The organism is Streptomyces sp. CB01881 (assembly GCF_002953255.1).
Classification (GTDB): domain Bacteria; phylum Actinomycetota; class Actinomycetes; order Streptomycetales; family Streptomycetaceae; genus Kitasatospora.
Genome location: NZ_CP026498.1, coordinates 4,641,144 through 4,667,003 on the forward strand (window position 1 = coordinate 4,641,144; position 25,860 = coordinate 4,667,003).

Below are 25,860 nucleotides of genomic sequence, written 5' to 3' on the forward strand. Positions count from 1 at the left end.
GCGGCCGCTGCTGCCGGTGCCGGCCTGGCTGCGCGGGCGGGGCGGTCAGCCGGAGGCCTACTGCCACCGCATGATGTTGGACGCGATCCGCTACCTCGCCGACAACGGAACGAAGTGGCGGGCGATGCCGGCCGACTTCCCGCCATGGGACCGGGTCTACGCGTTCTTCCGCCGCTGGCGCGACCTCGGTCTGGTGCAGGAGTTCCACGACCGGTTGCGTGGAAGGGTCCGGGAGAGGGCGGGGCGGGACCCGGAGCCGAGCGCGGGCGTGATCGACTCCCAGTCCGTCAAGGCGGACGCCGTCGTCGGCGCCGACAGCCGCGGCTTCGACGGCGGCAAGCTGATCAACGGCCGCAAGCGCCACGTGGTGGTCGACACCCTCGGCCTGCTGCTGGGGGTGATGGTCACCGCGGCGGACATCGGCGACCGCGCCGCCGCCCATGTCCTGCTCGCCCGGGTCGCCGCCGCACACCACCGGCTGGCCCTGGTCTGGGCCGACGGCGGCTACACCGGCCCCCTCGTCGAGCACTGCCTGGCCGCCCTCGCCCTGGTCCTCGCCATCGTCAAACGCAGTGACGACATGCGCGGCTTCGTCGTGCTGCCCAAGCGGTGGATCGTGGAGCGGTTCTTCGCCCACCTGATGCGAAGCCGCCGCCTCGTGCGGGACTTCGAACGCTCCACCACCAGCGCGGAGGCGATGGTCTACTGGTCGGCGACGATGCTCATGACCCGCCGCCTGGCCCGGCCACGGCCTTCGCCAGCGTGAACCGGCCCGGTGCCGGCTCGGCCAGCCACCCCCGCGCTGTCAGCCGCTTCGCTTTCGACCGCAGGGCCTCCACCTTCGCGGGCACCGGGTCCAGGCCGAAGCTGCCGGCCATCTCCTGGCACGTCAGTGACCCCTGGCCGAGACGATTCCGGTCCGCGAGCACCTGCAGGATGCGCTGGTAGTCCACCGACAGTGCCGACCAGGCCAGCCCCGCACGCCACATCGGCACCACCGATTTGGGCTTCGCCGCCTCCGAAGATGCCGGCAGCGCGCACGGTTCACCGCGATCCGACGGCTCCTCGGCGGCACCCGGGCCGGCGACGTCGCCCCCTGAGGACAGCACCTCGTCGACACGCGAACGGGCGATGACCCACTCGTTCCACTCCCGCTCGGCCACGACCAGCTCGGCCTGGATACGGTCGGCCTCCTCCCGAAGGTTGTCCAGACGACGGCGAGCGGTGAGCTCACGCTGTTCCAGCAGTCCCACGACCGACGGCATCCCGACCTCCACACGAGCGGCGACTCAACACGCCACCACTCCCCGAGACCGCCGACCTCATGCCTGAACAGCGGAAACGCAGCTCTCACGCCCGGAAAGACAACAGCGACTCACCCACCGCGGGCCAGCAGGCGCTGGCGGCGTTGGAGCTGGTGCTCTCCTTCGACGCGATCAGCAGCGTCCTCGCAACGACCGACGCGGACGGACACGAGACGATGCTGCACCTCGCGCCGCCGTTCCTGCTCAAGCTGGCTGCCATCGAGGTAGCGACAGACCAACCGAGCACGGCGTGATCCTGATCCGCTGCTGGTGGACGACCTCGATGGCTTCCTCGTAGTCGAGAGCGTAGAAGGACTCTCCCCTGCTCACGCCCGGGTGCCGGCGGCGCAGCTCTCTGAGCACCCCCTGCTCCCAGGGGTGCGCATCGGCGACCAGCTCAGATGTCCAGGCGTCGAACAGCACGTTCCCGTCGCGCTCCGCCCTCGTGCGGTGCGTGCGGAGGCGGATTGCGAAGTCGCCCGTGCGACCGACCTTCACGAACGGGCGCGCCCCGGCGAACGACAGCACGTAGAGCCGCTTCCAGCCCTGAATCCTGGGCGCTTCAGCGGCTGAGCCCAACCTGTGCAAGGCCAACCACTCCACCAGGGCGACGAGCGTGTCCATCTCGTCGGTCTCCCAGTCCTCCCCGTCGGAGGCGAACCTGCGCTGCAACTCCGCGCGGAGCCGGCGCTCTTCAGGGCTGCCCGACAACTCCTCGGGCTTGAGCTCGACTCCGCCCGCCGCAAACCGGGCTGCGTACTGCGACTCAGACCAAGGCGTCATCCCCGAAGCGTTCCACAACTATCCACACTGAGAACAGCGTTCACGACTACCCGTTCGGGCCGGTCGCCAATGGCGAGCGGCCCGAACGGCTTTCACACGGACCAGATCGCTGGCCCAAGCCGACCGCCGACACCAATCCGGAAGGACACCATGATCAGCGACACCACCATCCGCCGCCTCGCGCTCCTCGGAACGCTCCTGGCCGTCTACGGCGAGCTTCATCCGTTCGCAGACCAGTGGGCGCAGGCCGGCCGAGATGCCTACGGAAAGCGCCTCCACGGCAGCCACCCCGTCCACCGGGACGGCGCCCCGGTCACGCCCGAGAATCCGGCCCTTCCTGGAGAATGCACGCTGAGCGCTTCCGCCCATGGGCGGCGCTGCGCTACCCGGCACGTTCTGGCCTACAGTGCCGTGCAAACGGCCGGGGCGATCGCCGTCACCCGGGCTTGCGGCTACCGGCTGACGGCCGGCCCCCTCTTGGTCGGGACCGCGATCAACGGCCTCACCCACGCCTTGATCGACCGCGGGCCGGTCCTCGCCGCTCTCGCCCGCCGTATCGGCAAGAGCGGCTACATCGAGGCCTGCGCCGCCGTAAAGCTGGACGAGGACGGCAAGATCACGACCGCCTTGTACGGGCCCGGGACGGCCTGGCACGAACTCGACCAGGAGCTCCACCGAGCGATCTCCGTAGCAGCAGCGGCCACCACTACCTGGCTGGCGGTCTGCCCCCGGAGCCACCGGGAAGGATGATCGTGGGGCCGAGGCGCCCTGCTGGACGCCCCGGCCGTCGGTTCACATACGCCGGCGTTCGAAGAAGACGAGGAACGGGGTGACGAACCCGCTCGCCTCGACCGGTGTGGTGTGGCCGACGATCACCAGAAGTACGCCAGCCGCCAGCGCGACGCCGTACACGCCAGCGCGCACCGGGCTGTCGCCCTGTCCGGCCGCAGCGGCGGGAACGGCAGTGTCCCGCTGGTCCGGGGGTTCAGACATACTGGAAGGGCTCCTGTTCACGAGAGGGCAGGACAGTCATCGCCCGCAGCGCCTGAAGAACTCTGCGGGCGACGCTCTGCGACGGGGTCGGGGCTCGGCCAGGCACGGCCAGCGCCCCGACCTCAGTCGAAGCTTGAAGTGAAGGTTCCGTCTTCCTCCAACCAGATGACCTCGATCGTCATCGAGCTGCAGAGGTCGATGAGGTCTTGGCGGGGCTTTGATCCTGTGAGAACAGCAAGCCGCGGCGTGGGCGAGAAGAACCGGCGGTAGTCGATCAGCTGCCCGATCGCCAGACGCAGCGCCTGCCGCGTGGGGCTGGCCTTGCACTCGATAAGTACGTTGTCGGTTCGGTCATGAAGGTCGGCGCAGAACGGCCGAACCTCGCCCGGCGGCAGGATTTGCACCCGCCTGATCTCGTGACCAAGGCGCTCAAGGTGAGCCCGGTACCGGATCGCGAGGTCCATCTCGGAGTCCCGGCTGGATCGACGTTGTAGTCGTTCGATGCGAACGCGGCCCCCGATCGCGGCCTTCTCCTCGTAGCCCCGGTAGGCCAGGGCCTCGGTCGTGGTCACGACCGGTGCGTCGGCGGCCAGCTCCCCTACGGGGCGCAGCCGGAAAACGATTACGGTGCGGAGCTCACCATCGGCGTCGAATGCGTCCGTGGAAATGAAGGGCTGCTCCTGATCGACCTCGAACTGGCCGACGCAGCGATAGTCCCCCTGCCTCTCCCGGCGCCAGATGTAGACGTCGCGGTTGGCGTCTTTATGCGTGAGGAGGGCTCGGTTGCCTTGGGTCAGCGTCTGGTCGCCCTTCTGGCCAGCACCGGTATAGAGATAGATGCCCTCCTCGTCGAGGCCGTCCGGCATGCCGTAGCTCTCGACGTGTATCGGGTCGGAGAAGAGGTGGATCATGCCCGCCTGCGCGGAGATCGAGATCCCGCTCTGGCGGTTACCCCCGTACATCGCGTGGAGCTCAGACCGAGGCATCGCTTCACCAGGATCGGGCCGCTTGTCCATCCGCTCCTCCTCTCGTCAGCATGACCACCTTGCCACATAAGCGTGACGCTAATCCACCACGCTTTGCCCAACCGCCAGGCCATCCAGTCCTCCCACAAGGCCTTGACCTGTACATATGCAACTCAAGCACCAACGCAACTCCGACCTTCCCGAGACCATATCGTTATCAAAGTCGACACCTATTGACCTTGGCGGTTGGTCACTCGAACATGCGCTCGAATAATTGAGCCATGACGCCCACCGACCCCTCGCCCCAGCCGCTACCGCGGCTCAGCAGAGCGATGCCGAGATCGCGCCTAAGGCTCTGATGACCCTGCCGGGGGCCAGCCGCGACCACAGGCAGTTGCGGCTGATCGAGATCCGGCGGCAGGGCCACTGGCAGCCGGCCATGCTGACCGTCTGGCGGCGACCGCCCGGCAGCCCGCTGTGGGTAGTCCACGTGATGTGGAGCTCCGACCCCGACAACGGGTGGGGGTGGTTCGTGTTCTCGGACGCGGCCATCCGCCCGATCACGGACCCAGGCGAAGCGGCACCGGCGGGCGCACCACTCTTCGGCCGGTGGCACGATGCCGTAGCCGTGCCGCGCGAACTCGCGCCACCCCCGGGCACCGACCCGCGCGATCAGGAACGTTGGCAGTTGGCCTGGATCAGAGTCGGCCGCGCATGGCGGTCCGGGCTGGTGACTGCCGTCCGTCGGCCGGCGCCGACGATGCCGTGGATCGCGTACTGCCGGTGGGGAGAGGACAAGCGGGCCGCCTGGCTGGTGCACGACGGGCAGGCGGTGCCGGCCGGCCACCCCGGAGGAGCGGGCCGGCTAACGGGTAGCACGGCGAACGGGAGCGCCCGGCAGAACAGTTCCGGGGGGTTGGCTGCCCGACCCCCACGCAGGGTGAATACGTGGGCCTGGCCGGCGTGGTGTAGATGGTCATGTACGTGGGTGGAATGGGGCTCGGACGGGGCGGCGCAGGGGCGCTATCCCCGCTCAATCCCCGCGCCGCACGACGAGTCGGGTATTTCCGGCATCTCCCTGCGGTCGGGTTGGCCGGTGCGGCGCGAACGGGTGTGGAAAAGGCCAGGTCAGACGGCGTCTAACCTGGCCTCAGTTCTGTGGGCCGCCAGGGGCTCAAACCCTGAACCTACGGATTAAAAGTGCGCAGCTCTTGAGTTAGCCTCGGCTCGACGTAGGGTGTCAGTAGCCCGAGACTCCTTACATTCATCACGGAACGTAGCCGCTACTCTGCGCCTGCCGCCACTTTCGGGCTACTCCGGGCCATTGCCCGACGCCCCGGCCGCGACCCACCAGGCAAGAACGCCATCTGCGGTGTGCGCTGCGGCCGGCGCCGAGAAGCACCCCCTCAACCTCGGATGACCTGCGCAGACCCCATCAGCGGCGGGTCCTCGTCCGCGGCCACAGACGTTGGGTCGCATTCCACCCGCCACGCCCGCCGGATCTCGACGCGCTTCGAAGAACGTCACGTGCGTACGGTCTGCCCCGTTCAGCACGCCAAGCCCTGTTCCGCCCCTCCAGGCGGCCAGGTGACTGTGGGCGTGCCCGGCCGAGCCCAAGCGGCTCCACCACCCTGCCAGAGGGAGACCATGCACGCCCGACCTCACATTCCCGCCATAAGCCGGTTCTCGGTTCCGACCCCGGCCATCGCCGACCCCTCGCACGAGGCCGATCCGGCAGAGGAGTTCGACCTCCTGCACAGCGGCTGGTACTCGACCGAGGAACTCGCCGCGCTGCTGAAGGTCGACCCCTCGACCCTGCGTCGCTGGCGCTCCGCCACTCCCCCACAGGGCCCGCCCTTCGTGCAGATCGCGCCCCGGCTCTACCTCTACAGCATCCCCGACACCCAGGTGTGGCTCGCCCAGAAGCGCACCGACCCATCCGAGGCAGCCTGAATGTCCGACCCCACCCAGCTCATCCCCATGGGTGTCAAGCTCACCACCGACATCGAGCACCGCCCCGACCGCCGCCCGGAATTCCGCTACCGCGCCCGGGTCCGGTGGACGGACCCCAACGGCGGCGGCCGCAAGTCGGCTTCCTCCTCCGTCCCCACGGAGACCGAAGCCGAGGCCTGGATCGCCCGCATGGAACGGGCCGCATCACGCGGCATCACCCCCAAGACCCTCACCATGACCCTCGCCGAGTACGGCGACGAGAACTGGGACCTGGCGATGCGCGGCCTGGAGACCACCACCCTCGATCCCTACACCGCCGGCTGGAAGCTGCGCGTCACCCCGGTCCTCGGCCACATACCCGTCACCAGCATCACCAACGGCATCACCGACCGGGCCCTCCACTCGTGGATCGCCGACGGACTCAGCATCTCCTCCGTCAAGAACAGCCTCGCCCCGCTCGTACGCATCATGGAGCAAGCCGTCCGCGACGGCCTCATCGACTTCAACCCCTCGCGCATGAGCGGCTGGCAGCGCCTCTACAAGAGAGCCGAGGACGAACTCGACGACCCCCGCTCCCTCGCCCTCGCCGACTGGGACGCCCTCAACGAACTCGCCAACGCCCTCGTCGAACGCTCCCACAACCACTACCGCGGCTGGGGCGACATCATCCGCTTCGCCGCCTGCACCGCCGCCCGCATCGGCGAAGTCTCCGGCGTCCGCGTCAAGGACATCAACCGCTTCGACTGGACCTGGGACCTGTGCCGCCAGACCACCACCGGCCCCGGCGGCCTCATCGACAAAGGCACCAAAGGCAAGCGACGCCGCACCGTCCCCATCATCGAAGAGATCCGCGACCTCGTGAACTGGCGCATGAACATGGTCGGCAACGACCCCATGGCCCGCCTCTTCACCGGACCACGCGGCGGACGCATCACCACCGCGATCCTGCGCGACGCCACCCACTGGGACGAAGTCGTCGTCAGCCTCGGCTACGAGTACCTGCGCCGGCACGACCTGCGGCACACCGGCCTCACCTGGTTCGCCGACGCTGGCGTCCCCATCCACGTCCTTCAGAAAATCGCCGGACACGGTCACATCACCACCACCCAGCGTTACCTGCACCCGGACAAGAGTTCCATCGAGAACGCCGGCCGCACCCTCAGCAGGCACTTGTCAGGAGACCGGACCACCCCGCAGACGGCGGCCTCCGCCCAGGCGGCATCGACAGAGGCGCCAGTTCGTCATCTGCGTCTCGTCCAATAGACGGCCGAAACGGGCAGCCTCCGGAAATTCTCCGCTGATCAGCTGCCCGAGCAGTGCGCCTGTCCTCGTCAACCACCCTGCTGTAGAAGTGGACTTGTGGCAGACGATGAAGAAGGTGCGGAACCCTGGGTCCGGTTGCTGCGCCGCGAGCAGACGGCACGCAACATCCATGGCAGCCTCCGAGCCGCTGGAATCACCGTGCCGCTGGATGCCGTCCTCGACCTGTGCAACCGCCCGGTGCGCACGCACGACGGTAACCCTTCTCCGCTCCCGCCCGAATGAGCGCGCCATCTCCTCGGCGGTGCCGGCACGTTGCGCCCCTGCACCGCTTGCTCCGTCCCCGCTCGGACCGCACGGCGGATTTCCGGCGGCCCCAGCCGGGTAGGGCTGCTGGCATATCGCGCGGGCAGCGCGGGCCCCACACGGGTTCGCGCTGTCACGGACCAGGGGGTGGACTGGGTGGCACGCCGAAAGACTGTGGCGGAAATCCTCGCCGAGGCGTACCGCCTGAAACAGCAAACGCGAGCCGCGGAGGCACAGCGCGGGACGCAGCAGCCAACGACCGGCCAGGCCTCCGCATCGGCGGCTCAACCCCGCCCCAGGAAACGGAAGGTGGATCCCGTCGTAGAACATGCCCGGCTTCTGGCCGCCGGCGAGAAGCACCTCAAACGCGAGGAGGCCGCCCGCGCCAAGGAAGCCGCCCGGGTGGAAGCGGAGTTGGCCAAGCGCCAGACGGCTCGCCGCCGGGCGGAGGAGGCGAGGAAGCGCGAGGACACCCAGGCCGAGAAGGAAGCCCAACGGCAAGCCCGGCAAGCAGAGACGGCCCGGCTCAAAGCCCAGGCCGAGGCGGGCACCGCCGAGTGCAACCGGCGCCGTGAGGAACTGGAGACAGTCCTGCTCCTACGCCCCGAGGGCCTCGAGCTGTGGCACCCGCACGTCGAACAGGCCTTCACCCATGAGGGCCCCCAGGGCGTCGCAGAGATGATCGAAGATCTGCTGCGGCGCTCCCCCGTGCCCCCGGGCTGCCGAACAGCAGCCCATGCGGTCTATGTCCCCGAGGCCCAGCAGCTCCTGGTCGACATCGAGCTTCCGAACCACGAGATCGTCCCCGCGGTGGTTTCCTACCGCTACGTCGCGCAGCGGGCAGAGGTCGTACCCCAACCCGCCAAACAGGCCGAGGTCCACGAGGCCTACGCCCGGCTGGTGGCCCGCCTGGCCCTCCGCGCGCTGGACGAGGCGTTCTCCGTCACGCCGACCGCGTTCGTGGAGAGCGTCATCCTCAACGGCCGTGTCAACGCCACGGATCCGGCGACCGGCCAGGCCGTGCGGGCGTGCGTCGTCAGTGTCATTGCCCAGCGCAAGGACTTCGCCGAACTGGTCCTGGACGAGCCGAGGCTCGACCCGCAGCAGTGCCTCCACCGGCTTGGCGCCACCGTCTCCAAGCACCCCCACGACCTGGAACCGGTCACGCCCATCGTCGAGGCGGACCTGTCCCGCTACCGCATCATCACCGACACCGCTGTGGTCGCCACCCTGGACAGCCGGCCCGACCTGCTCCAGATGAACCCCTACGACTTCGAACGCCTTGTGCGCGAACTCTTTGAGGCCATGGGCTACGAGACCTGGCGCACCCAGGGATCCCGCGACGACGGCGTGGACGCCGTCGCCACCCTGACCGATCCCACGGGCTCCAGCGTCTTCGCCATCCAGGCCAAGCGCTCCAAGAACGCGGTCCCGGTGGAGACCGTCCGTGCCCTCGCGGGCGTGATGCACGACAAGGACGCCGGCTACGGCATCCTCGTCACCACCTCATGGTTCGGCAAGGCCAGCTACGACTTCGCCCACCGCAGCGGCCGCATCAGGCTCATCGACGGCCGCAACCTCAAGGCCCTGCTCGCCGGGCACCTGAACATCGACGCCCTGATCGGACTGCCCAAGGTCCCTCCGGGCTGGCAGGCCGGCGACCTCGTGTAAGCGCGAACGTGGGGCCGCCGCCGCAGGTTGCGGCGGGCCCTCGGCCGATGGCTGCGGTCCCCAGCTGGTCCCCAGCAAGATCGCAAATGGGTGGCCGAGCGGCCGTCGACCACCTGTCGGTCCATCAGCAAAAAGGCCGCTGGCCTGGAATTTCTCCCGGCCAGCGGCCTTCCGACATTCTGTCGGGACGACAGGATTTGAACCTGCGACCCCTTGACCCCCAGTCAAGTGCGCTACCAAGCTGCGCCACGTCCCGTGGTCTCGGTGCCCCGGCGGAGCCTGGGGGGCTCTGCTGTGGGCTTCTCGACCTTGTCCCCGGTGTCCCGGCGACGTGGAAAACAATACAGCACGTCGGGGGGTGCTCGCTGCCAGGTTTGGTTCGGGCGCGAGGTCAGGGGGTGGGGTGGCGGGCGTCGTAACGGAGGAAGGCGGGTCGGTGGACGGCGAGGAGGAGGATGGCGGCGAGGCAGGCGAGGCCGCCGCTGACGACGGAGATGGCGGGGCTGGTGAGGGAGGCGACGGCGCCGGACTCGAAGTCGCCGAGGCGGGGGCCGCCGGCGACGACCACGATGAAGATGCCCTGGAGGCGGCCGCGCATCTCGTCGGGGGCGGCGACCTGCATCATCGTGTTGCGGAAGATCATGCTGACAGTGTCGGCGCAGCCGGCGACGGCGAGGAACAGGAGGCCGAGCCAGAGGTTGCGGGCGAGACCGAAGGCGGCGATGGCGAGGCCCCAGGCCGCGACGGAGGCGAGGACGGCGACGCCCTGGCGGTTGACGCGGCCGACCCAGCCGGAGAAGAGGGCACCGACCAGGGCGCCGACGGCGGGGGCGGAGACCAGGAGGCCGACGGTGCGGGCGTCGCCGCCGTAGAAGGTGACCGCGATGGCGGGGAAGAGGGCGCGCGGCATGCCGAAGATCATGGCGGCCAGGTCGGCGAGGAAGCTTGTGCGCAGGTTGGGTTGCTCGCGCAGGAAGCGCAGGCCGTCGAGGACGGAGGCGCGGCCCTTGCGTTCGCCGAGCGGGCGCAAGGCGGGCAGGCGCCACATCGCGTAGAGGGTGGCGGTGAAGGCGACGGTGTCGACCAGGTAGGCCGCTTGGGCGCCGTAGGCGCCGATGAGGACGCCGCCGAGCATGGGGCCGACGGTGAGGCCGAGGTTCATGCTGACGGTGTTCAGGGCGTTGGCGGCGGGGAGCTGGTGGCTCGGGACGAGGCGCGGGATCATCGCCGAGCGGGCGGGCGAGCTGAGCGCGAAGAAGCCGGCCTGGACCGCGACGGCGACGTAGAGGACGGCGACGAGGCCGAGTCCGGCGAGCGCCTGGGCGGCCAGGACCGCGGAGACGGCGGCGAGGCCGGCGGAGCCGATCAGTCCGAGCCGTCGGCGGTCCACGGTGTCGGCGATGGCGCCGCCGTAGAGACCGAAGGCGATCAGCGGAAAGAGGGAGAGGAGCCCGACCAGGCCGGTGGCGAAGGTGGAGCCGGTCAGGTCGTAGACCTGGACGGAGACGGCGACGGCCGTCATCTGCTGGCCGACCGACGAGACGGCCTGGCCGAACCAGACGCGCCGGTAGTCGGCGTTGTCGCGCAGCGGGCTGAGGTCGGCGAACGCCCCGCGAGCGGCGCGGCGATACCACGGCGGTACGGGAGCGTCGGGCCCGGCGTCGGTCACAGGAGGCCGGGACGGGACAGGCCGGGTACCGGCTGGGACAGGCCCGGCGTCAGTAGCGACAGGTCCGATACCGGCAGGGACGGGCCCGGCGTCGGCTGGGGCGGGGCCGGCGTCAGGCGGGGCAGGCTCCGGACCCGCTGAGGCGGGCCCGGTCGCCGAATTGGCAGGATGATTGGTCGACACAGCCCCCATCCTCGCCCCGTCAGCCGGCCCACCCGCCACCGGGGCAACCTCTACAAGCCACCGGGGCTACAGGTCACCGGAGCAGCCACCGGAGCACCCGCCGGAACCGCCAACGGAGCCCCGCCCCGGAGCCGCTACCGGGTCAGCACCTGCTTCTCCCCCGCCTCGACCGCGAAGTCCAGCCGGTTGCCCGGCGGCGGGAAGGGGCAGATGAAGTGGTCCGAGAAGGCGCACGGCGGCAGGTAGGCGCGGTTGAGGTCGAGCACGGTGTGACCGTCCGCGTCCGGGGCGGGCAGGGTGATGAAACGGAAGCGGTAGGTGTCCGTCCCGCTGGTCGCGTCGGCGATGACGCCGGAGAGGCTGTTGCCCGCGCGGCTGACGGTCAGGGTGCGATGCTCGCCCGCGACGGTGAAGGCGATCCGGCCGGTGACGGCCAGCGGGCGCTCCTTGCCGTCCGCGTTGGGGACGACGACGGCCTGGTCGCCGCCGTCCTCGAACGGGGTGAAGACCGCCGGGACGGCCCACTCCGGCGAGTAGGCGTACGCGGAGATGCCGGCGAAGGAGGCCCGGCGCGGCGCTGCCGGGTCGAAGACCCGCAGGGCCAGCTCGCCCTCGCGCTCGATCGGGACGAGGCGCAGTTCGCCCAGCACCGCGGTGTCGGCGGCCGGGTCGCTGTCCGGGCGGAGCAGCGCCTCACCGTCGACGGGGGCCTCCGCGCCGGTGACCGTGATCCCGTCGGCGGCCGCCGCCCGGACCCGGACGCCCTCCGCGTCGGCCCACCAGAGCCCGGGCAGGCCCGGGACCTCGGCGGGCTCGGGCTCCAGCCAGTGCGTACCGGTGAGCGCCAGCTGGCCGTGCGCGGTGCCCACCGCCGCCGCCCGGTTGTCGCTCCAGTGCTTCCATTCCTCCGCGGCTGTCGCCGTCATCGGCGTACCCTCCCACTCCGGTCCACGGCCCGCAGGCCGTCCCTAGTCCGTCAATTCCTCAACGCCGACCACCGGGGTGGATCATTCCCGGGGCCGGATCAACCCTTGAGCGGCCGGAACAGCCCCTCCTGCACCACCGAGACCACCAGCTGCCCGCTGCGGTCGTAGATCTGCCCGCGCGCCAGGCCCCGGGCACCGTGCGCGATCGGGGACTCCTGCTGGTAGAGCAGCCAGTCGTCGGTCCGGAACGGCTGGTGGAACCACATCGCGTGGTCAAGCGAGGCCATGTCGAAGTGGCGGGTGCCCCAGAGCGGCTCGACGGGGGCGCGGACGGCGTCCAGCAGCGTCATATCGCTCGCGTAGGTGAGGGCGCAGACGTGGATCAGCGGGTCGTCGGGCAGGGCGCCGTTGGTGCGCAGCCAGACGCCGCTGCGGGCCTCGACGCCGGCCAGCTCCTCCTTGCTCCACCGCAGCCGGTCGACGTACCGGATGTCGAACGGCTGCCGACGGCTGATGAACGGGGGCAGCTCGCCGAGGCGGGAGCCGACCTCCTCCAGCGCGCTGGGCAGGTCCTCGGGGGCGGCGACCTCGGGCATCGGGTACTGGTGCTCGATGCCGCCCTCCTCGGGGAGGTGGAAGTCCGCGGTGAGGGCGAAGATCGACCGGCCGCCCTGGATGGCCAGCACCCGGCGGGTGGTGAACGAGCGGCCGTCCCGGATCCGGTCCACCTGGTAGACGATCGGCACGCCGGGCACACCGGGGCGCAGGAAGTAGGCGTGCAGCGAGTGCACCGGGCGCTCGCCGTCCACCGTGCGCCCCGCCGCCACCAGGGCCTGTCCGGCGACCTGGCCGCCGAAGGTCCGCTGGAGCGCCTCCTCGGGGCTGCGCCCGCGGAAGATGTTCAGTTCGATCTGCTCAAGGTCCAGCAGTTCGACGAGTTCGTCGACGGGGGTACCCATGCGTGCACTTCCTCTCCGGACGGCCGGCCCGGACGGAGGTCTTCCGCCTGGCCGCCGACGCCCGTGTTCTCGAAATTCTCCCGCCCCATCGAATTCTCCAGCGAGCCCGGACATTCCCCGCACCCGGGGCGGCCGCTGCCGATTCACTCGAACGAGGTCCCACACGACCGAACACCAGCCCTCGAACCACAGCCCGGGCACCACCGGCCCCCGGCCCTCCCCCGTCCCGCAACTCCGGCCCCGGCGCCCACCGGCCCGGGGCCCGGCCCCTAGCCCGGCCTGGAGAAGTCACATGATCCGCCGGACAGAACCTAACGGGCCCCGCCCGCAGCGGGCCGGAGGCCCGACCGGCGGACGGTGATGTTGAGCCGCCCGGTCAGCCGGAGCGCCGGATCGGCCGTGCCGGGCAACGTGCGCACCACGCCGTGGTACGCGAACCTGGACGGGCCTCCGAAGACCAGCAGGTCTCCGCTGTGCAGCTCCAGGTCGGTCCACGGACGGGTCCGGGTCTCGGTGTTCCCGAGCCGGAAGACGCAGGTGTCGCCGAGCGACAGCGAGACCACCGGCGCGTCGGTCCGCTCGTCGCGGTCCTGGTGCAGGCCCATCTTGGCGCCGTGCGGGTAGTGGTTGACGATCGCGATGTCCGGCTCGTACCCGGCCGCGCCCGCGATGTCGCCGGCCGCCTCGCCGTACGCCTCGGCGACGGCCCGGCGGGCCAGCCGGCCGAGCTCCGGGGGGAACGCCTTGACGGGTGTGCCGTCGGCGGCGGTCCGGCGGTAGCCGTACGGGTACCAGTGCCACCCGAGGCTGACCATCTGCACGGACATCAGACCGCCGGTCGGCATCCGGACGGTGTGCATCCCGGCGGGCGGTCGGGCCCACTCCCGGCAGGCGGTGACCAGGTGCGACTGGGCTGCGGCGTCGAGCCAGCCAGGGACGAGCACCACGCCGGGCGCGGGCTCGGAGCGCTCACGCGACACGCCCGCGCCAACGCCCCCACCCGCGCCGAACAGCTCGCCCTGGATCACCCCACCATCGTCGCGCACCCCTCCGACAAGCGGCACCCGAACGGCGTGGCGCCCCCGCCCGCTCGCCGCGCGCCCGGCTCACCGCGCGTCCGGCCCATCCGGCCGGTCCGGCTCATCCGCTCCATCCGGCCCATCCGGCTCCCCACCGATCATCCCGATCTCTCGCGCGCAGACCGGCCAGGCTTCCCACCCCTGCATCCGGAGGATCTCCTCGGCGACGGCGGTCTGCTGGCGCCGGCTCGCCAGGTTGAGCCGACGGGCGTACCGCAGGCCGCCGGCCTCCTCCCAGGTCGGCGGCCAGATCTGCAGTCCGCCGAAGTAGCCGTTCCCGGTGTTGGCCCGCCAGTCGCCGCCGCTCTCGCACTCGGCGAGGTCGTCCCAGACCGTGTCCGCGACGGTCGGGGTGGCCCGGGCCTGCCGGCCCGGCAGCGGTCCGGCAGTCAGTAACAGTGCGGCGGCGAGGGCAGCGAGGACCCGCGCCGGACTGCCAATCGGCACGAAGGATTGACAGCTGATCCTATGAAAGCTGAGAAGGCACAGCAGCCGACCCTAGGCGTGCCCCTCCCCGGCAGACCCTGACACGCCGGACACGCCGACGGCCGCTCCCCCGCACAGCGGAGAAGCGGCCGGCCGGACGACACGTCCGGGGGTGCAGCCTGACCAGAGGTCGGCCGGACCGGGGATCAGACGGTGAGGGTCTGGCCCGGGAAGATCAGGTCGGGGTTGCCGCCGATGACCTTGGCGTTGTTGTTGTACAGGGTGTGCCAGTCGATGCCCTTGGCGCCCGCGATGGTGCTCAGGGTGTCACCGGACTTGACGGTGTAGTTGCCACCGTTGGCCGGCTGGGCGTCGTTCGAGGTCGCGGCCTTGCCGGACTTCGCGGCGTTGTCGGACTTCCACGACTTCGCGGCGTCGGAGGACTTCGGCGCGGCGACGGCGGCCTTGGGGGCCTCGGCGGCCTTCGGAGCGGCGGTCTTCGGGGCCTCGGCGGCCTTGGGGGCCGGGGCGGCCTTCGGCGCGGCGGTGGCGGCCGGGGCGGCCGGCTTCGCGGCGGTGGCCGAACCGGCGGAGGTGTCGACCGCGGCCGGGGCGCCGCCCTTGGTCAGGCCGGCCTTGACGGAGCAGACGGGCCAGGCGCCCGGGCCCTGCGAGGCGAGGACCTTCTCGGCGATGGAGATCTGCTGCGCCTTGGTGGCCAGGTTGGCCTGCGGGGCGAAGGCGGTGCCACCGAAGGCGGCCCAGGTGCTGGAGGTGAACTGCAGACCGCCGTAGAAACCGTTGCCGGTGTTGATGGCCCAGTTGCCGCCGCTCTCGCACTGGGCGACGGCGTCCCAGGTGGAGACGGAGGCGGCGGAGGCCGAGGTGGCCGTGACGAGGCCGGCCACCGGCAGGGCCGCGACAGCGGCGCCCGCCACGACCGCCATCCGAACGCGGTTGCGCTTGGTGACGGTGGAGGTGGTGGCAGCGGCGGACTCGTTACGGAAGGTCATGAGGTTCCTCTCGACAGCCCCGGGCGGGCATGCGGAACCAAGCCCTCGGAGGGAGTCGGTTTCGCTCGCCGCGTCCGTCGGGCGGCCGGGCACGTGTCGGACGTGCCGCGCCGCCCCGGCCACCCGCCACGCACCGGGGACCTGTTCGAGCGGTCGCATCGGCGGGCACTGCCGGCGCCGGGGTGAACCGGCGGGCTGTGCGTCGGGGGTGAACCCGGGTGGTGCTCGTTGCACCGCCAATGAAGCTACGAGTCGGCGGCCGGGGATCCAAACAATCGACGGTCTGCCCAGCTCAGCCAGGCGTTACCCGCGGTAACGACCTTGCAATCATGCCCCAAATGTCCGATTTAACCGTCATTTCCTAGATCAAACATCTACGAGCCGTGACCCACCTCACGGTTTCATTCCGGCAGCCCCGCCATCGACATCGACAGATTGCAGCCGTCGGAACACGCGCTGCGATCGATTCAGGGGCAATTCCCGTCAGCCGCGGCGCCCACCCGTGACCCCTGCCACAGGGGTCCGTTGGTAAAGGCGGCCGGAATCGACCGCTTGGACCCCTTGGAGCACCCGAGGACCGCCCGGAGACCGGCCACCAACCCAAGGCCCAACCTCCAAAGCCCGAGCCCGACCCACCGCCCGCCTGAAACCCGCCCCCAGCCCGCAACAACCCGATACCCGAGGAGTCCCAGTGCCGCGCATGCTCGACGTCAGCGACGAGGTCCGGTCCGAGATCGGCGACGACGAGGCCGACCGCCTGCTCGGCGGCGCCCACGCACCCGACAGCTACGAGTGCACCTCCTGCCGCACCCCGGGCGACTCCCTCCAGGAGCCCACCAGCACCGTGCTGTTCGTCGGCGAGGAGACCGCGGTGCTCGCCTTCGCACACGCCCGCTGCATCCCCTCCCAGGTGGTGCCGGTCGCCGAGGAGCAGCTGGTCGGCGCGGTGCGCAGCATCAGCCAGGCCCAGACCGACACGCCCACGGCCACCGTCACGCCGACCGCCGCCGTGCCGGCCCCCGCCGCCGCGGCCGTCGCACAGCCCGCCCACGAGCGGCCCACCGCGCCCGGTCAAGCCGCCATCCTGGGCATCACCTGCGGACTGGTGCTGCACGGGGACACCGGCCACGCCTCACTCGTGGTCGAGCCCACCGGGCCGGTCGGCCGGCCGGGCAACACCTCCGGCACCGACGAGTTCCTCGGCCTCCTCCAGGACGCCGGCTTCCAGCCCGTCACCGACCTCGACAAGACCCCGGAACAGCTGGCCGGCTGGTCGGTCCTGGTCGCCATGGGCAAGCTGCACGCGATCCTCCAGCCAGCGGCCGCCGGCGGCAGCACGGGCTGGTGGCAGGCGCACCAGCCGCTCCAGGTCACCGACGCCTGGCGGTTCGCCGCCAACCAGCTGGCGGAGGTGACGATGTACGCGGTCCCGGCCGGCATGGTCGGCCGCCAGCCGCGCGAGGACCTGCTCCGCCAGGCGCTGGAGCGTGCCATCGCCATGGGCCAGGTCGTCGCCGCCTCCCTCCCGCTCGCGGGCACCTGAGCCGCACCCGCACCACCTGTACCCGCACCACCCGGCGGCCCGGCCCGCGCCCCGGCCCCGCCCGAGCCGCCCCCACAGCCGCCCACCGCCTCGTCGTCGGCCGGTCTCACCGATCCACACCCCGGATCGATGACACCGGCCGACGGCCGGGCCGCCTCACCCCGCATCCCCGGGCGGGTTCACTCGTTGGCCCCTACGTGTACAGCTACGACGTCTCCGCCTCCCACCGCCGGTCCACCACCGTCCCCCGTGCGATCCCGGGCATGCGCCCGTCGTACGACGCGGAGCACCCCCACTCGACGACGCCGATCTACGACGAGCTGTACTCCGAGTACCGGCGGCTGTTCCGGGCGCTGCCGGGCGACCGCTCCGGCGAGGAGAACCTGGAGTTCGCCGGCTTCGCCGTCCGGGACAACGGCTACCCCTCGCTCGGCGAACCCCGGCCGTTCCCGCCGCAGCACCAGGCGTTCCAGACGTACGCGGGACAGACCCTCGGCATCCCCCAGTTCATGCCGAACCAGCAGACCGGCCCGGGCCACACCGGCCACGGAACCCATGGCAGCCACGGCAGCCATGGCACCCACGGCAGCCACAGCACCCACACCGGCCACGCCTCCCACAGCAGCGCCCCGCACACACCCGCCAACGGCGCCGGCTCCACCGGCGAGAGCACCGGCCACGGCCACCTGGCCGGACCGGCCTCCCCCTCCGGCCACCCCGCCCAGGCAAGCGACGGAACCCCCGGCGCTCTCGGAACCCCGGGCAGCCAAGGCGGCCAAGGCGGTCAGGGCACCCAGGGCGGCCAACCAGCCCAGCCCGCCGCCCAGTTCACCAACGGCCAGGGCTGGGTGGCCGCCGGCTACCTCGGGCCGGTCCTGCACCCGATGCCCGCCGCTGCCCCGGCCCCGGTGGTGGGCGCCGGCACCGGCCCCACCGCCGGCCCGGCCACCGGCGGCCGCCACCGCAACCTGCTCTCCCTCCCCCCGGGCCGCAGCAGCGACCAGCACTGAGCAACAGAGCCGCGGCACCCTGTACCCGGCCCCATGCACGGACCCCACCCGACAACGCCCGCCCACCAGCCCCGCCCACCAGCCCCGCGCATGCGGAGAGGGCCCCGCCACCCGTGGTGGCAGGGCCCTCTCCGCGTCACGTGCGCGCCCGCACGTCCGACTGCTTACCGTTACTTCCTCTTCCGCTTCTCCCGCACCCGCACCGAGATCGAGATCGGCGTGCCGACGAAGCCGAACTCCTCACGGAGCCGACGCTCGACGAAGCGGCGGTAGCCGGCCTCCAGGAAGCCCGAGGCGAACAGCACGAAACGCGGCGGCCGGGTGCCCGCCTGGGTGCCGAACAGGATGCGCGGCTGCTTGCCGCCCCGGATCGGGTGCGGGTGGGCGGCGACCAGCTCGCCGAGGAAGGCGTTCAGCCGGGCGGTCGGGATACGGGTCTCCCAGCCGGCCAGTGCGGTCTCGATCGCCGGGACGAGCTTCTCCATGTGCCGGCCGGTGAGGGCCGACACGTTGACCCGCGGGGCCCACTGCACCTGGACGAGATCGCGCTCGATCTCGCGCTCCAGGTAGTAGCGGCGCTCCTCGTCCAGCTGGTCCCACTTGTTGTAGGCGACCACGACGGCGCGACCGGCCTCGACGGCCATCGAGATGATCCGGGTGTCCTGCTCGGCCAGGGTCTCGCTGGCGTCGATCAGGACGACCGCGACCTCGGCCTTCTCCAGCGCGGAGGAGGTGCGCAGCGAGGCGTAGAAGTCGGCGCCGGCGGTCAGGTGGACCCGGCGGCGGATACCGGCGGTGTCCACGAACTTCCAGGTCTTGCCGCCGAGTTCGATCATCTCGTCGACCGGGTCGCGGGTGGTGCCGGCCAGCTCGTTGACGACCACCCGCTCCTCACCGGCGACCTTGTTGAGCAGGCTGGACTTGCCGACGTTCGGGCGGCCGATCAGCGCGACGCGGCGGGGGCCGCCGGGGGCGGCGTCGCCGAAGGTCTGCGGCGGGGCCTCGGGGAGTGCGGCCATCACGGCGTCGAGCAGGTCACCGGAGCCGCGGCCGTGCAGGGCCGAGACGGGGTACGGCTCGCCGAGGCCGAGGGACCAGAGGTAGGCGGCCTCGGCCTCGGTGGACGGGCCGTCGACCTTGTTGGCGCAGAGCACGGTCGGCTTGCCGGCCCGGCGGATGATCTTGATCAGGGCCTCGTCGGTGTCCGTGGCGCCCACCTTGGCGTCGACCACGAACAGCACCGCGTCGGCGGTCTCGATGCCCAGCTCGGCCTGGGCGGCCACCATGGCGTCGATGCCGAGGACGTCGATCTCCCAGCCGCCGGTGTCGACCACCTTGAAGCGGCGGCCGTTCCAGGCGGCCTCGTAGCTGACGCGGTCGCGGGTGACGCCCGGCTTGTCCTCGACGACGGCCTCACGGCGGCCGATGATGCGGTTGACCAGGGTGGACTTGCCGACGTTCGGGCGGCCGACGACGGCCAGCACCGGCAGCGGTCCGTGGCTGCCGTCGCCGAGGCCGTCGACGTCCTCGGGGTCGAACCCCTCCTCGGCGGCGAGCGCCATGAACTCGGCGTACTCGGAGGCGTCCAGCTCACCGTGTCCGGCGGCGGAGTGCTCTGCGGTCATGTTCGTGTTTTCCGTTTCCCGGCCCGGCCCTTCCCAGGGGCGCGCCGTGCGTACCTGCCCCACCGGGGCAGCGCGAGTGGTTCCGGGATACCGCCACGGCACCCGGTTCGTTCGGTGGTCAAGCAGCGATCGGGCCGGGCGGGCCCGATCGGACAACGACGGCGGCCGGTCAGACCGCCGAGAGCTCCGCCCGCTCCTCCACCAGCGCGGTGATCGTGCCGATCACCTGCTCCAGGGTGAGCTCGCTGGTGTCCACCAGCACCGCGTCCGCGGCCTGGGTGAGCGGGGCGGTCTTGCGCGAGGAGTCGGCCGCGTCCCGGCGGGCCAGGTCGGCCGCCATCGCGGTGATGGTCGCCTCGTCGACCCCCTTGGCACGCAGCTCGGCCGCCCGGCGCTCGGCGCGGGCCACCTCGGAGGCGGTCAGGAAGATCTTGACGGTGGCGTCCGGGAACACCACGCTGCCCATGTCCCGGCCCTCGGCGACGATGCCGCGCTCGGCGACCTCGGCGCAGCCACGCTGCAACTCCACCAGCCGGGAGCGCACCGCCGGCACCGCGGAGACGGCGCTGACCTGCGCGGTCACCTCGGGGCCGCGGATCGGGCCGGACACGTCCTGCCCGTCGACGGTGATGGTCGGGCCGTCCGCGTCGGTACCGGAGACGATCACCGGCTTGCCACAGGCGACGGCCACGGCCTCGGGGTCGTCGACGTCGACGTCGTTGGCCAGCATCCACCAGGTCATCGCCCGGTACATCGCACCGGTGTCCAGGAAGCTGAGCCCGAGCCGGGCGGCGACCGCACGGGAGACGGTCGACTTGCCGGAGCCGGAGGGTCCGTCGATGGCGACGACGACCGGGGCGTGCGCTCGGTCGGCAGTGTCCACGGGGCGAACCTCTCTCTGAATCCTGGTCCCGGCACCTGCGCGGCGTGAATCGGCGCAGCGCGAGAAACGGGGAATGTCTCCCTCAAGGTTAATGGACCGCCGCCAGACCCCGACCCGCCCGCCCTCCGGAGCCGCTCAGGCCCCGGTGGGCGGCCCCGACCAGCTTCCTCGCCCGCTGTGGATCGCCGCCAGCGCCCCGGCCGCCGCGGCCGTCAGCAGCTCGTCCTGCCACGGGGTCAGCGGCGTCCCGCCCAGCTGCCGCCGGTGGCCGGCCAGCGCCTCCAGGGCGGCCGCCGACGCGACGGCGTTCTGCAGGACGGCGGCCCGGACCACCGGCAGCAGGGCGGCGGCCTCGGCCCCGTACGTGCCGAGCAGCCGACCGAGCGCCACGTTGCAGAGGGCCGTGCGGAAACGTTCATGGAGGAAGTCCGGTACTCGCCTGTCCCCGAGGTGGGCCAGTGCGAGAGCCTCCCGCCCGCCCTCGTACGGCAGGGAACCGGGCCGCATGCTCACGGCCAGCCGGTCGGCGTACGGGGCCGCTGCCGAGCCCGCCTCCGTGATCAGCCGCAGCGCGCGCTCGCGCACGTGCCAGGAGGGGTGGTCGAGACAGTTGGCGACCAACACGTACAGCTCCGCGAGCGGGGCCCGGCGGTCGACCACCGCGCGTTCCGCGACATCCAGGCTCCACGGGCCGCGGACACCCGCCGCGGCTCCCGGCAACGCGTCGATATGGGCGAGGCGCTCAACAGAGTCACCGGCGAGCGCCTCGCCGATCAACCCGTCGAGCTGTGGTGCACCGAGCTGTGGCGCGCCGACTCCGACTCCCGCCCCAGCTCCGGCCCCGGCTCCAGCTCCAGCTCCAGCTCCAGCCCCGGTCCCGGTTCCCGTCCCGGGGCGCAGCCGCACCCGAGCACCCTCCGCCGCTGGCCGCACCGCCGCCTCGCGGTGCCCGAGCCACTGCCCGAACCAGCCGTACCACCCGTCCACGGCGAGACCGTCGGGGGTCACCTCACCGCTTGCCGACCCGGACCCCGCCACCGCCGCCACCGCCGCCCCTTCGACCGGCACGGGCGCCGGCGCCCCGAGTGCCGTCAACTGGGCGCACAGCTCCACCGGGTCCCCCTCACGCTCGGCCTGGGCCCGCAGGGCGCCGGGCGTCTCCTGATCGTCCGCGCCGAGCGCCCGCAGCAACGGCGGGACGAGCCCCCGGACCTCCGGTCCGCGTCACCGGCCAGTCGGGCGACCTCGGGCACCACCGGCGCCAGAAGGGCCCGGCCGCCCTGGTCCCAGATCGGCCACCAGTAGGCCGCCGGCCGCTCGGTGAGCTCGGTGAGCAGGCGCAGCGCGTCCCGGCGGGACCGGCCGCTCGGCGCCCGCAGCATCCGGATCAGCACCGGCAGGGCCTCCGGCACCAGGGCGCCGCCCCGCACCGGATCCCTCAGGTCGGTACAGAGCCGGGCCCCCGCACGCCGCAGCGCCCATGCGTCCTCCTGCGTCGACGCCGCCACCACTGCATCGCCCGTCCCCATACCGCACCCCCGTCTGTCACCCGGCCCGGCCCGGCCCAGTCCGCTGCAGCCGTCGGCCGCGCCGGCCCAAACCGCCTCCACCGAAACGGGTTCAGCCGGACGGGAAGTCCACCGGAGCCTCCGAGCTCCCCGGTACCGCCCGGCTCAGTCCCGGACGCTCCACCCGCTCGCCCGCAGCGCCGCCGTCAGCGGCTTCACCGCCGCCGGGGCGACCGACAGCTGGACGAAGCCGACCTGCTGGCCGGTCGAGTGCTCGATGTCGACGTCCTCGATGTTGACGCCCGCCGCACCGACCTCCCCGAAGAGGCGGCCCAGCTCGCCCGGCTGGTCGCCGAGCACCACGGCCACCGTCTCGTACCGGGTGGGCGGCGCGCCGTGCTTGCCGGGGATGCGGGCCTGGCCGGTGTTGCCGCGGCGCATCACGGCCTCGATCCCGGCCGCGCCGGCCTGGCGTTCGCCCTCCTCGGCGGCCTGGAGCGCGCGCAGTGCGGTGACGGTGTCGCCGAGGTCGGCGGCGACCTCCTCCAGGATGTCGGCGACCGCACCGGCGTTGGCGGAGAGGATGTCCACCCACATGCCGGGGTTGGAGGCCGCGATCCGGGTGACGTCCCGGACACCCTGGCCGGAGAGCCTTATGGCCGTCTCGTCGGCGTTCTCCAGGCGGGCGGCGACCAGCGAGGAGACCAGTTGCGGAGCGTGCGAGACCAGCGCGACGGCGCGGTCGTGCGCGGCGGCGTCCATCACGATCGGCATCGCGCCGCAGAGGGCGACGAGCTCCAGGACGGCGTTGAGCGTCTCGGTGTCGGTGTCGGCGGTGGGGGTGAGCACCCAGGGCCGGCCCTCGAACAGGTCCGCACGGGCGGCCAGCGGGCCCGAACGCTCGCGCCCGGCCATCGGGTGGCTGCCGATGTAGTGCACGGTGTCGCAGCCCAGGGCGGCCACCTCGGCGCGCGGGCCGTCCTTCACGCTGGCGACGTCCGTGTACCAGCGGGCCAGGCCGCGCCGCTGGCAGTCGGAGAGCACCTTGCCGACGAGCGCGGGCGGTACGGCGATGATCGCCAGGTCCACCGGTCCGTCGGCGGGTTCGGTGGTGCCGGCGCCGAGCGAGGCGGCGGTGCGGGCCGCGTCCGGGTCGCTGTCCTCCAGATGGACGGTCAGCCCGCGACCCGTCAGGGCGAGCGCGGCGGACGTGCCGATGAGTCCGGTACCGACGACGACGGCAGTGCGCATGGCGGGTTGGCTCTCCTCACGGGGCTGGCCTGGACGTGCCCGCCCATCCTCTCGCATCCCCACCACCCCCGTGGCCACGGCCGGCACCTCCCGCCCACCGACCGCAACCGCGCCGCCTCCATGCCCGTCCCCTCTCACACACCGCGGGCACAGGACCAGGCACAGACACGGGCCCGGACGCACGGGCGAAATCCACGGACGCCCACGCCGAAGCGAGGCAGACTGACCGCGCGGGAGGCGGCAGCGCGCGAATCGGCGCGAGCGGCACGAACGAAGGGGTAGCCGGGTGAACGATCAGCACAGCGCAGGCAGCAGGGAACGCTCCGACGGGCCGGCGGTACCGGCCCACCCGTCGGTGCTCGACTCCGTCGTGGTCTACGCCTCCGGGGCGGTCTGCCGCCGCCGGGCCCGGGTGGCCCTGCCACCGGGCGGGCGGCTCCGGCTGACCGGGCTGCCGCAGGTACTCGACGGACGGTCGTTGCGGGCCCGGGTGCTCGACGGCCCGCCCGGCACCGCGGTCACCGAGGCCCGGCTCGAACCGGTCGCCGAACTCCGTACCCCCGCCGAACTACCCGAGCTGCGGGCGCAGTTGGACGATGCCAGAGAGCACGAGTGCGCCGTCCGGGAGCGGCACCGGCTGGTCCTCACCGCCATCGCCGAGACCACCGCACTGCGCGCCGTACCGCCACAGCGCCGGCGCGACGAACCTCTGCGCCGGACGCCGGCCGACGCCTGGCTTGAGCTGGCCGAGTTCGTCGACGACCGCCTCGCCCGGCTCCACGGACGGGCCGGGGAGCTGACCCGGGAGCTCGAACTCGCCGAGCACGAGACCGAGGTGCTCACCGACCGGCTGGAGCGCTCGTCCACCGCCGGGCCGGTCCACCCCGTGGAGACTTCCGCGACCGTCCTGCTCACCCTCACCCCGCCCCACCTCGCCACCGACCCCGGCCCGGGCCCGGGCCCCGACTCCGACGCCCCTGCCGCCCCCACCGACCCCGACGCCAACGCCAACGCCCCCGAGCTCGACATCGAGCTCGAATACGGTGTCCCCGCCGCCCGCTGGGTGCCCGCCTACCGCCTGTCGTACCGGCAGGGCTCGGGCACCGGGCAGCTGATGCTGCGCGCCTCCGTCGCCCAGAGAACCGGCGAGGACTGGACCGGTGTCCGCCTCGCGCTCTCCAGCGCCGACCTGGACCGGCGCACCGACCTGCCGCGGCTGCGCTCGCTGAGGATCGGCCGCAGCCAGCCGGCCCCGCCGCCCTCGGGCTGGCGCGAGCCCCCGGCGGGCCTCGCGGACCTCTTCGCCGGCTACGACGCGGCCGGTCCCCGCCCGGAGCCGCGCCGGCCGGTCCCGCTCCCGGTCGCGGTCGGCGCCGCCCCCGCCGCACCCCTGATGTCCCTCGCCGGCGGCACCCGCGCGGCCGACGAGGCCCCGGAATTCCTCGGCTACGGCGCCCCGCCACCGCAGCCCGGCAGCCCGATGCCGGCCCCGCCGATGCCCGCCCCGCCGAGCGCCCCGGCACCTGCCCCAGCCGCGGCACCGGCACCGGCCGCCCGCCGGGCCCGCGCCTCGCGCCCCTCCGCCGCGCCCGCCCGGGGCGCCCAGGCCGGCTACGCCGAGGGCACGGCCGGCGCGGGGGCAGGAGCACGGGCCGGAGGAGGAGGCGCAGGAGGTCTCACGGCGGACACGGACGGGGAGCGCCCGTTCGCTCCTCCGGCCCCCGACGCCGCGCTCCTTGACTACCCCGCGCTCGTCCTGGCCGGTCCGGAGGCGCCCGCCGCCCGCCGCGGCACCCTCGGCCCGCCCTCCGCCGGCCGGGCCGGTGAAGCCCCGTCCCCGGCGGCGAGCGCCGCCCGGGCCCTGATCGCCCTTCCGCTCCCCCGCCACGCCGTGCCGCCGCGCGTCTCGGCCGGCTCCTTCGACCACCGTTTCGACGCCGCCGCCCCCGCCGACATCCCCTCCGACGGCACCTGGCACACCGTCACGGTCGGCGAGATCCCGCTCTCCGTCCGCTCCGAGTACGTCACCGTCCCCTCCGTCGAGGAGAAGGTCTACGGCACGCTGGTGCTCGACAACCGAACGGCGCAGGCCGTCCTCGCCGGCCCGGTCGAGGTCACCGTCGACGACGAGTTCCTGCTCACCGCCGCGCTGCCCACGCTCGCGCCGGGCGGCACCCAACGGCTCGGCACCGGCGTCACCGAGGGCATCGAGGTCGCGCGCCGCACCGAGCTGCACGAGTCCACGGCGGGCATGCTGAACAACAGCACCGTGCTCGACCACCGGGTGCACGTGGAGCTGGTGAACCGGCTCGGGCGGGCCGCCACCGTGGAGGTCCGCGAACGCGTGCCGGTCGCCTCGGAGGCCGACATCCGGATCGAGGAGCGGGCCGCCTGGCACGCGCCCACCGTCCCGTCCCCGGAGTGCCCGCCCAGCACCCGGCTCTGGCGGGTCGACCTGCCACCGGGCGGCCGGGCCGAACTCGACGGCGGCTACCAGATCAGAATCCCGGCCGGAAAGGCCATCGTCGGCGGAAACCGGAGGAACTGAAC

Annotated in this window: 25 protein-coding genes and 1 tRNA gene; 10 read left to right on the forward strand and 16 right to left on the reverse strand. The window is 72.4% G+C overall.

All coding sequences use genetic code 11. The features are described 5' to 3' along the window. Positions 1–766 (forward strand): IS5 family transposase (locus tag C2142_RS10150; protein WP_148644669.1); only part of this gene is annotated, 766 nt, incomplete at its 5' end. On the opposite strand, the gene C2142_RS10155 is transcribed toward C2142_RS10150, so the two are convergent. Then, positions 723–1,265 (reverse strand): hypothetical protein, encoded by a 543-nt coding sequence (locus C2142_RS10155; protein WP_148641175.1) that lies wholly within the window; start codon positions 1,263–1,265, stop codon positions 723–725. The genes C2142_RS10150 and C2142_RS10155 overlap by 44 nt on opposite strands. Before the next feature lie 59 nt (positions 1,266–1,324). Between C2142_RS10155 and C2142_RS10160 the strand changes: the two genes are divergently transcribed. After that, the gene (locus C2142_RS10160) at positions 1,325–1,558 is read left to right on the forward strand and encodes a hypothetical protein (RefSeq protein WP_148642342.1); all 234 of its coding nucleotides are present in this window, start codon (positions 1,325–1,327) and stop codon (positions 1,556–1,558) included. On the opposite strand, the gene C2142_RS10165 is transcribed toward C2142_RS10160, so the two are convergent. Further along, on the reverse strand, positions 1,509–2,087 hold the full coding sequence (locus tag C2142_RS10165) for a GIY-YIG nuclease family protein (protein WP_148642343.1): 579 nt from the start codon (positions 2,085–2,087) through the stop codon (positions 1,509–1,511). The genes C2142_RS10160 and C2142_RS10165 overlap by 50 nt on opposite strands. Before the next feature lie 150 nt (positions 2,088–2,237). Here C2142_RS10165 and C2142_RS10170 point away from each other — a divergent pair, with 150 nt between their 5' ends. Further along, positions 2,238–2,837, forward strand: coding sequence for a hypothetical protein (locus C2142_RS10170; RefSeq protein ID WP_148642344.1), 600 nt, complete (start codon positions 2,238–2,240; stop codon positions 2,835–2,837). A 42-nt stretch (positions 2,838–2,879) separates the two neighbouring features. Here the strand turns inward: C2142_RS10170 and C2142_RS10175 are convergent, their stop codons facing one another. Both C2142_RS10175 and C2142_RS10180 read right to left on the reverse strand, forming a co-directional pair. Next, the gene (locus C2142_RS10175; RefSeq protein ID WP_148642345.1) at positions 2,880–3,080 is read right to left on the reverse strand and encodes a hypothetical protein; all 201 of its coding nucleotides are present in this window, start codon (positions 3,078–3,080) and stop codon (positions 2,880–2,882) included. Between the two features lie 122 nt (positions 3,081–3,202). Next, complete coding sequence (locus tag C2142_RS10180; protein ID WP_148642346.1) at positions 3,203–4,096, reverse strand: restriction endonuclease; 894 nt, start codon at positions 4,094–4,096, stop codon at positions 3,203–3,205. 1,596 nt (positions 4,097–5,692) lie between these two features. Between C2142_RS10180 and C2142_RS10185 the strand changes: the two genes are divergently transcribed. The 4 genes from C2142_RS10185 (at position 5,693) to C2142_RS10200 (ending at position 9,235) form a co-directional block, all read left to right on the forward strand. Next, positions 5,693–5,998, forward strand: a complete 306-nt coding sequence (locus C2142_RS10185) for a helix-turn-helix domain-containing protein (RefSeq protein ID WP_241002486.1) — start codon at positions 5,693–5,695, stop codon at positions 5,996–5,998. Next, positions 5,999–7,261: a site-specific integrase gene (locus tag C2142_RS10190; RefSeq protein WP_162002450.1), complete on the forward strand. Its 1,263-nt coding sequence runs from the start codon at positions 5,999–6,001 to the stop codon at positions 7,259–7,261. Positions 7,262–7,357: 96 nt separating this feature from the next. Beyond that, positions 7,358–7,543: a hypothetical protein gene (locus C2142_RS10195; RefSeq protein WP_148642347.1), complete on the forward strand. Its 186-nt coding sequence runs from the start codon at positions 7,358–7,360 to the stop codon at positions 7,541–7,543. A 330-nt stretch (positions 7,544–7,873) separates the two neighbouring features. After that, a complete protein-coding gene (locus C2142_RS10200) occupies positions 7,874–9,235 on the forward strand; it encodes a restriction endonuclease (protein WP_241002487.1) in 1,362 nt (453 codons plus the stop codon). Positions 9,236–9,417: 182 nt separating this feature from the next. On the opposite strand, the gene C2142_RS10205 is transcribed toward C2142_RS10200, so the two are convergent. The 7 genes from C2142_RS10205 to C2142_RS10235 form a co-directional block, all read right to left on the reverse strand. Continuing rightward, a tRNA-Pro gene (locus C2142_RS10205) sits at positions 9,418–9,491 on the reverse strand. A 135-nt stretch (positions 9,492–9,626) separates the two neighbouring features. Further along, the gene (locus C2142_RS10210; protein WP_241003160.1) at positions 9,627–10,823 is read right to left on the reverse strand and encodes an MFS transporter; all 1,197 of its coding nucleotides are present in this window, start codon (positions 10,821–10,823) and stop codon (positions 9,627–9,629) included. Positions 10,824–11,221: 398 nt separating this feature from the next. Further along, entirely contained in the window at positions 11,222–12,013 is a 792-nt protein-coding gene (locus C2142_RS10215; protein ID WP_148642349.1) for a DUF1684 domain-containing protein, read from the reverse strand. 98 nt (positions 12,014–12,111) lie between these two features. Continuing rightward, complete coding sequence (locus C2142_RS10220) at positions 12,112–12,972, reverse strand: acyl-CoA thioesterase II (RefSeq protein WP_148642350.1); 861 nt, start codon at positions 12,970–12,972, stop codon at positions 12,112–12,114. 311 nt (positions 12,973–13,283) lie between these two features. Beyond that, complete coding sequence (locus tag C2142_RS10225) at positions 13,284–14,000, reverse strand: alpha-ketoglutarate-dependent dioxygenase AlkB (RefSeq protein WP_241002488.1); 717 nt, start codon at positions 13,998–14,000, stop codon at positions 13,284–13,286. Positions 14,001–14,078: 78 nt separating this feature from the next. Then, positions 14,079–14,498, reverse strand: coding sequence for a transglycosylase family protein (locus C2142_RS10230; RefSeq protein WP_241002489.1), 420 nt, complete (start codon positions 14,496–14,498; stop codon positions 14,079–14,081). A 185-nt stretch (positions 14,499–14,683) separates the two neighbouring features. Beyond that, positions 14,684–15,490 (reverse strand): transglycosylase family protein, encoded by an 807-nt coding sequence (locus C2142_RS10235; protein ID WP_148642351.1) that lies wholly within the window; start codon positions 15,488–15,490, stop codon positions 14,684–14,686. Between the two features lie 691 nt (positions 15,491–16,181). Here C2142_RS10235 and C2142_RS10240 point away from each other — a divergent pair. Beyond that, positions 16,182–17,033: a hypothetical protein gene (locus tag C2142_RS10240; RefSeq protein ID WP_148642352.1), complete on the forward strand. Its 852-nt coding sequence runs from the start codon at positions 16,182–16,184 to the stop codon at positions 17,031–17,033. 197 nt (positions 17,034–17,230) lie between these two features. Continuing rightward, positions 17,231–18,043: a hypothetical protein gene (locus tag C2142_RS10245; protein ID WP_153882768.1), complete on the forward strand. Its 813-nt coding sequence runs from the start codon at positions 17,231–17,233 to the stop codon at positions 18,041–18,043. A 170-nt stretch (positions 18,044–18,213) separates the two neighbouring features. Here the strand turns inward: C2142_RS10245 and der are convergent, their stop codons facing one another. The 5 genes from der to C2142_RS10270 form a co-directional block, all read right to left on the reverse strand. Beyond that, positions 18,214–19,668, reverse strand: coding sequence for a ribosome biogenesis GTPase Der (gene der / locus C2142_RS10250; RefSeq protein ID WP_148642353.1), 1,455 nt, complete (start codon positions 19,666–19,668; stop codon positions 18,214–18,216). 169 nt (positions 19,669–19,837) lie between these two features. Continuing rightward, positions 19,838–20,551 (reverse strand): (d)CMP kinase, encoded by a 714-nt coding sequence (cmk, locus tag C2142_RS10255; protein WP_148642354.1) that lies wholly within the window; start codon positions 20,549–20,551, stop codon positions 19,838–19,840. Positions 20,552–20,686: 135 nt separating this feature from the next. Further along, positions 20,687–21,271: a hypothetical protein gene (locus tag C2142_RS10260; protein ID WP_153882769.1), complete on the reverse strand. Its 585-nt coding sequence runs from the start codon at positions 21,269–21,271 to the stop codon at positions 20,687–20,689. A gap of 371 nt (positions 21,272–21,642) precedes the next feature. Beyond that, entirely contained in the window at positions 21,643–22,080 is a 438-nt protein-coding gene (locus C2142_RS10265; RefSeq protein ID WP_153882770.1) for a hypothetical protein, read from the reverse strand. A 144-nt stretch (positions 22,081–22,224) separates the two neighbouring features. Then, positions 22,225–23,310: a prephenate dehydrogenase gene (locus tag C2142_RS10270; protein ID WP_148642356.1), complete on the reverse strand. Its 1,086-nt coding sequence runs from the start codon at positions 23,308–23,310 to the stop codon at positions 22,225–22,227. Between the two features lie 286 nt (positions 23,311–23,596). Here C2142_RS10270 and C2142_RS10275 point away from each other — a divergent pair, with 286 nt between their 5' ends. Then, complete coding sequence (locus C2142_RS10275) at positions 23,597–25,858, forward strand: DUF4139 domain-containing protein (protein WP_346766373.1); 2,262 nt, start codon at positions 23,597–23,599, stop codon at positions 25,856–25,858. Positions 25,859–25,860: the final 2 nt, after the last annotated feature.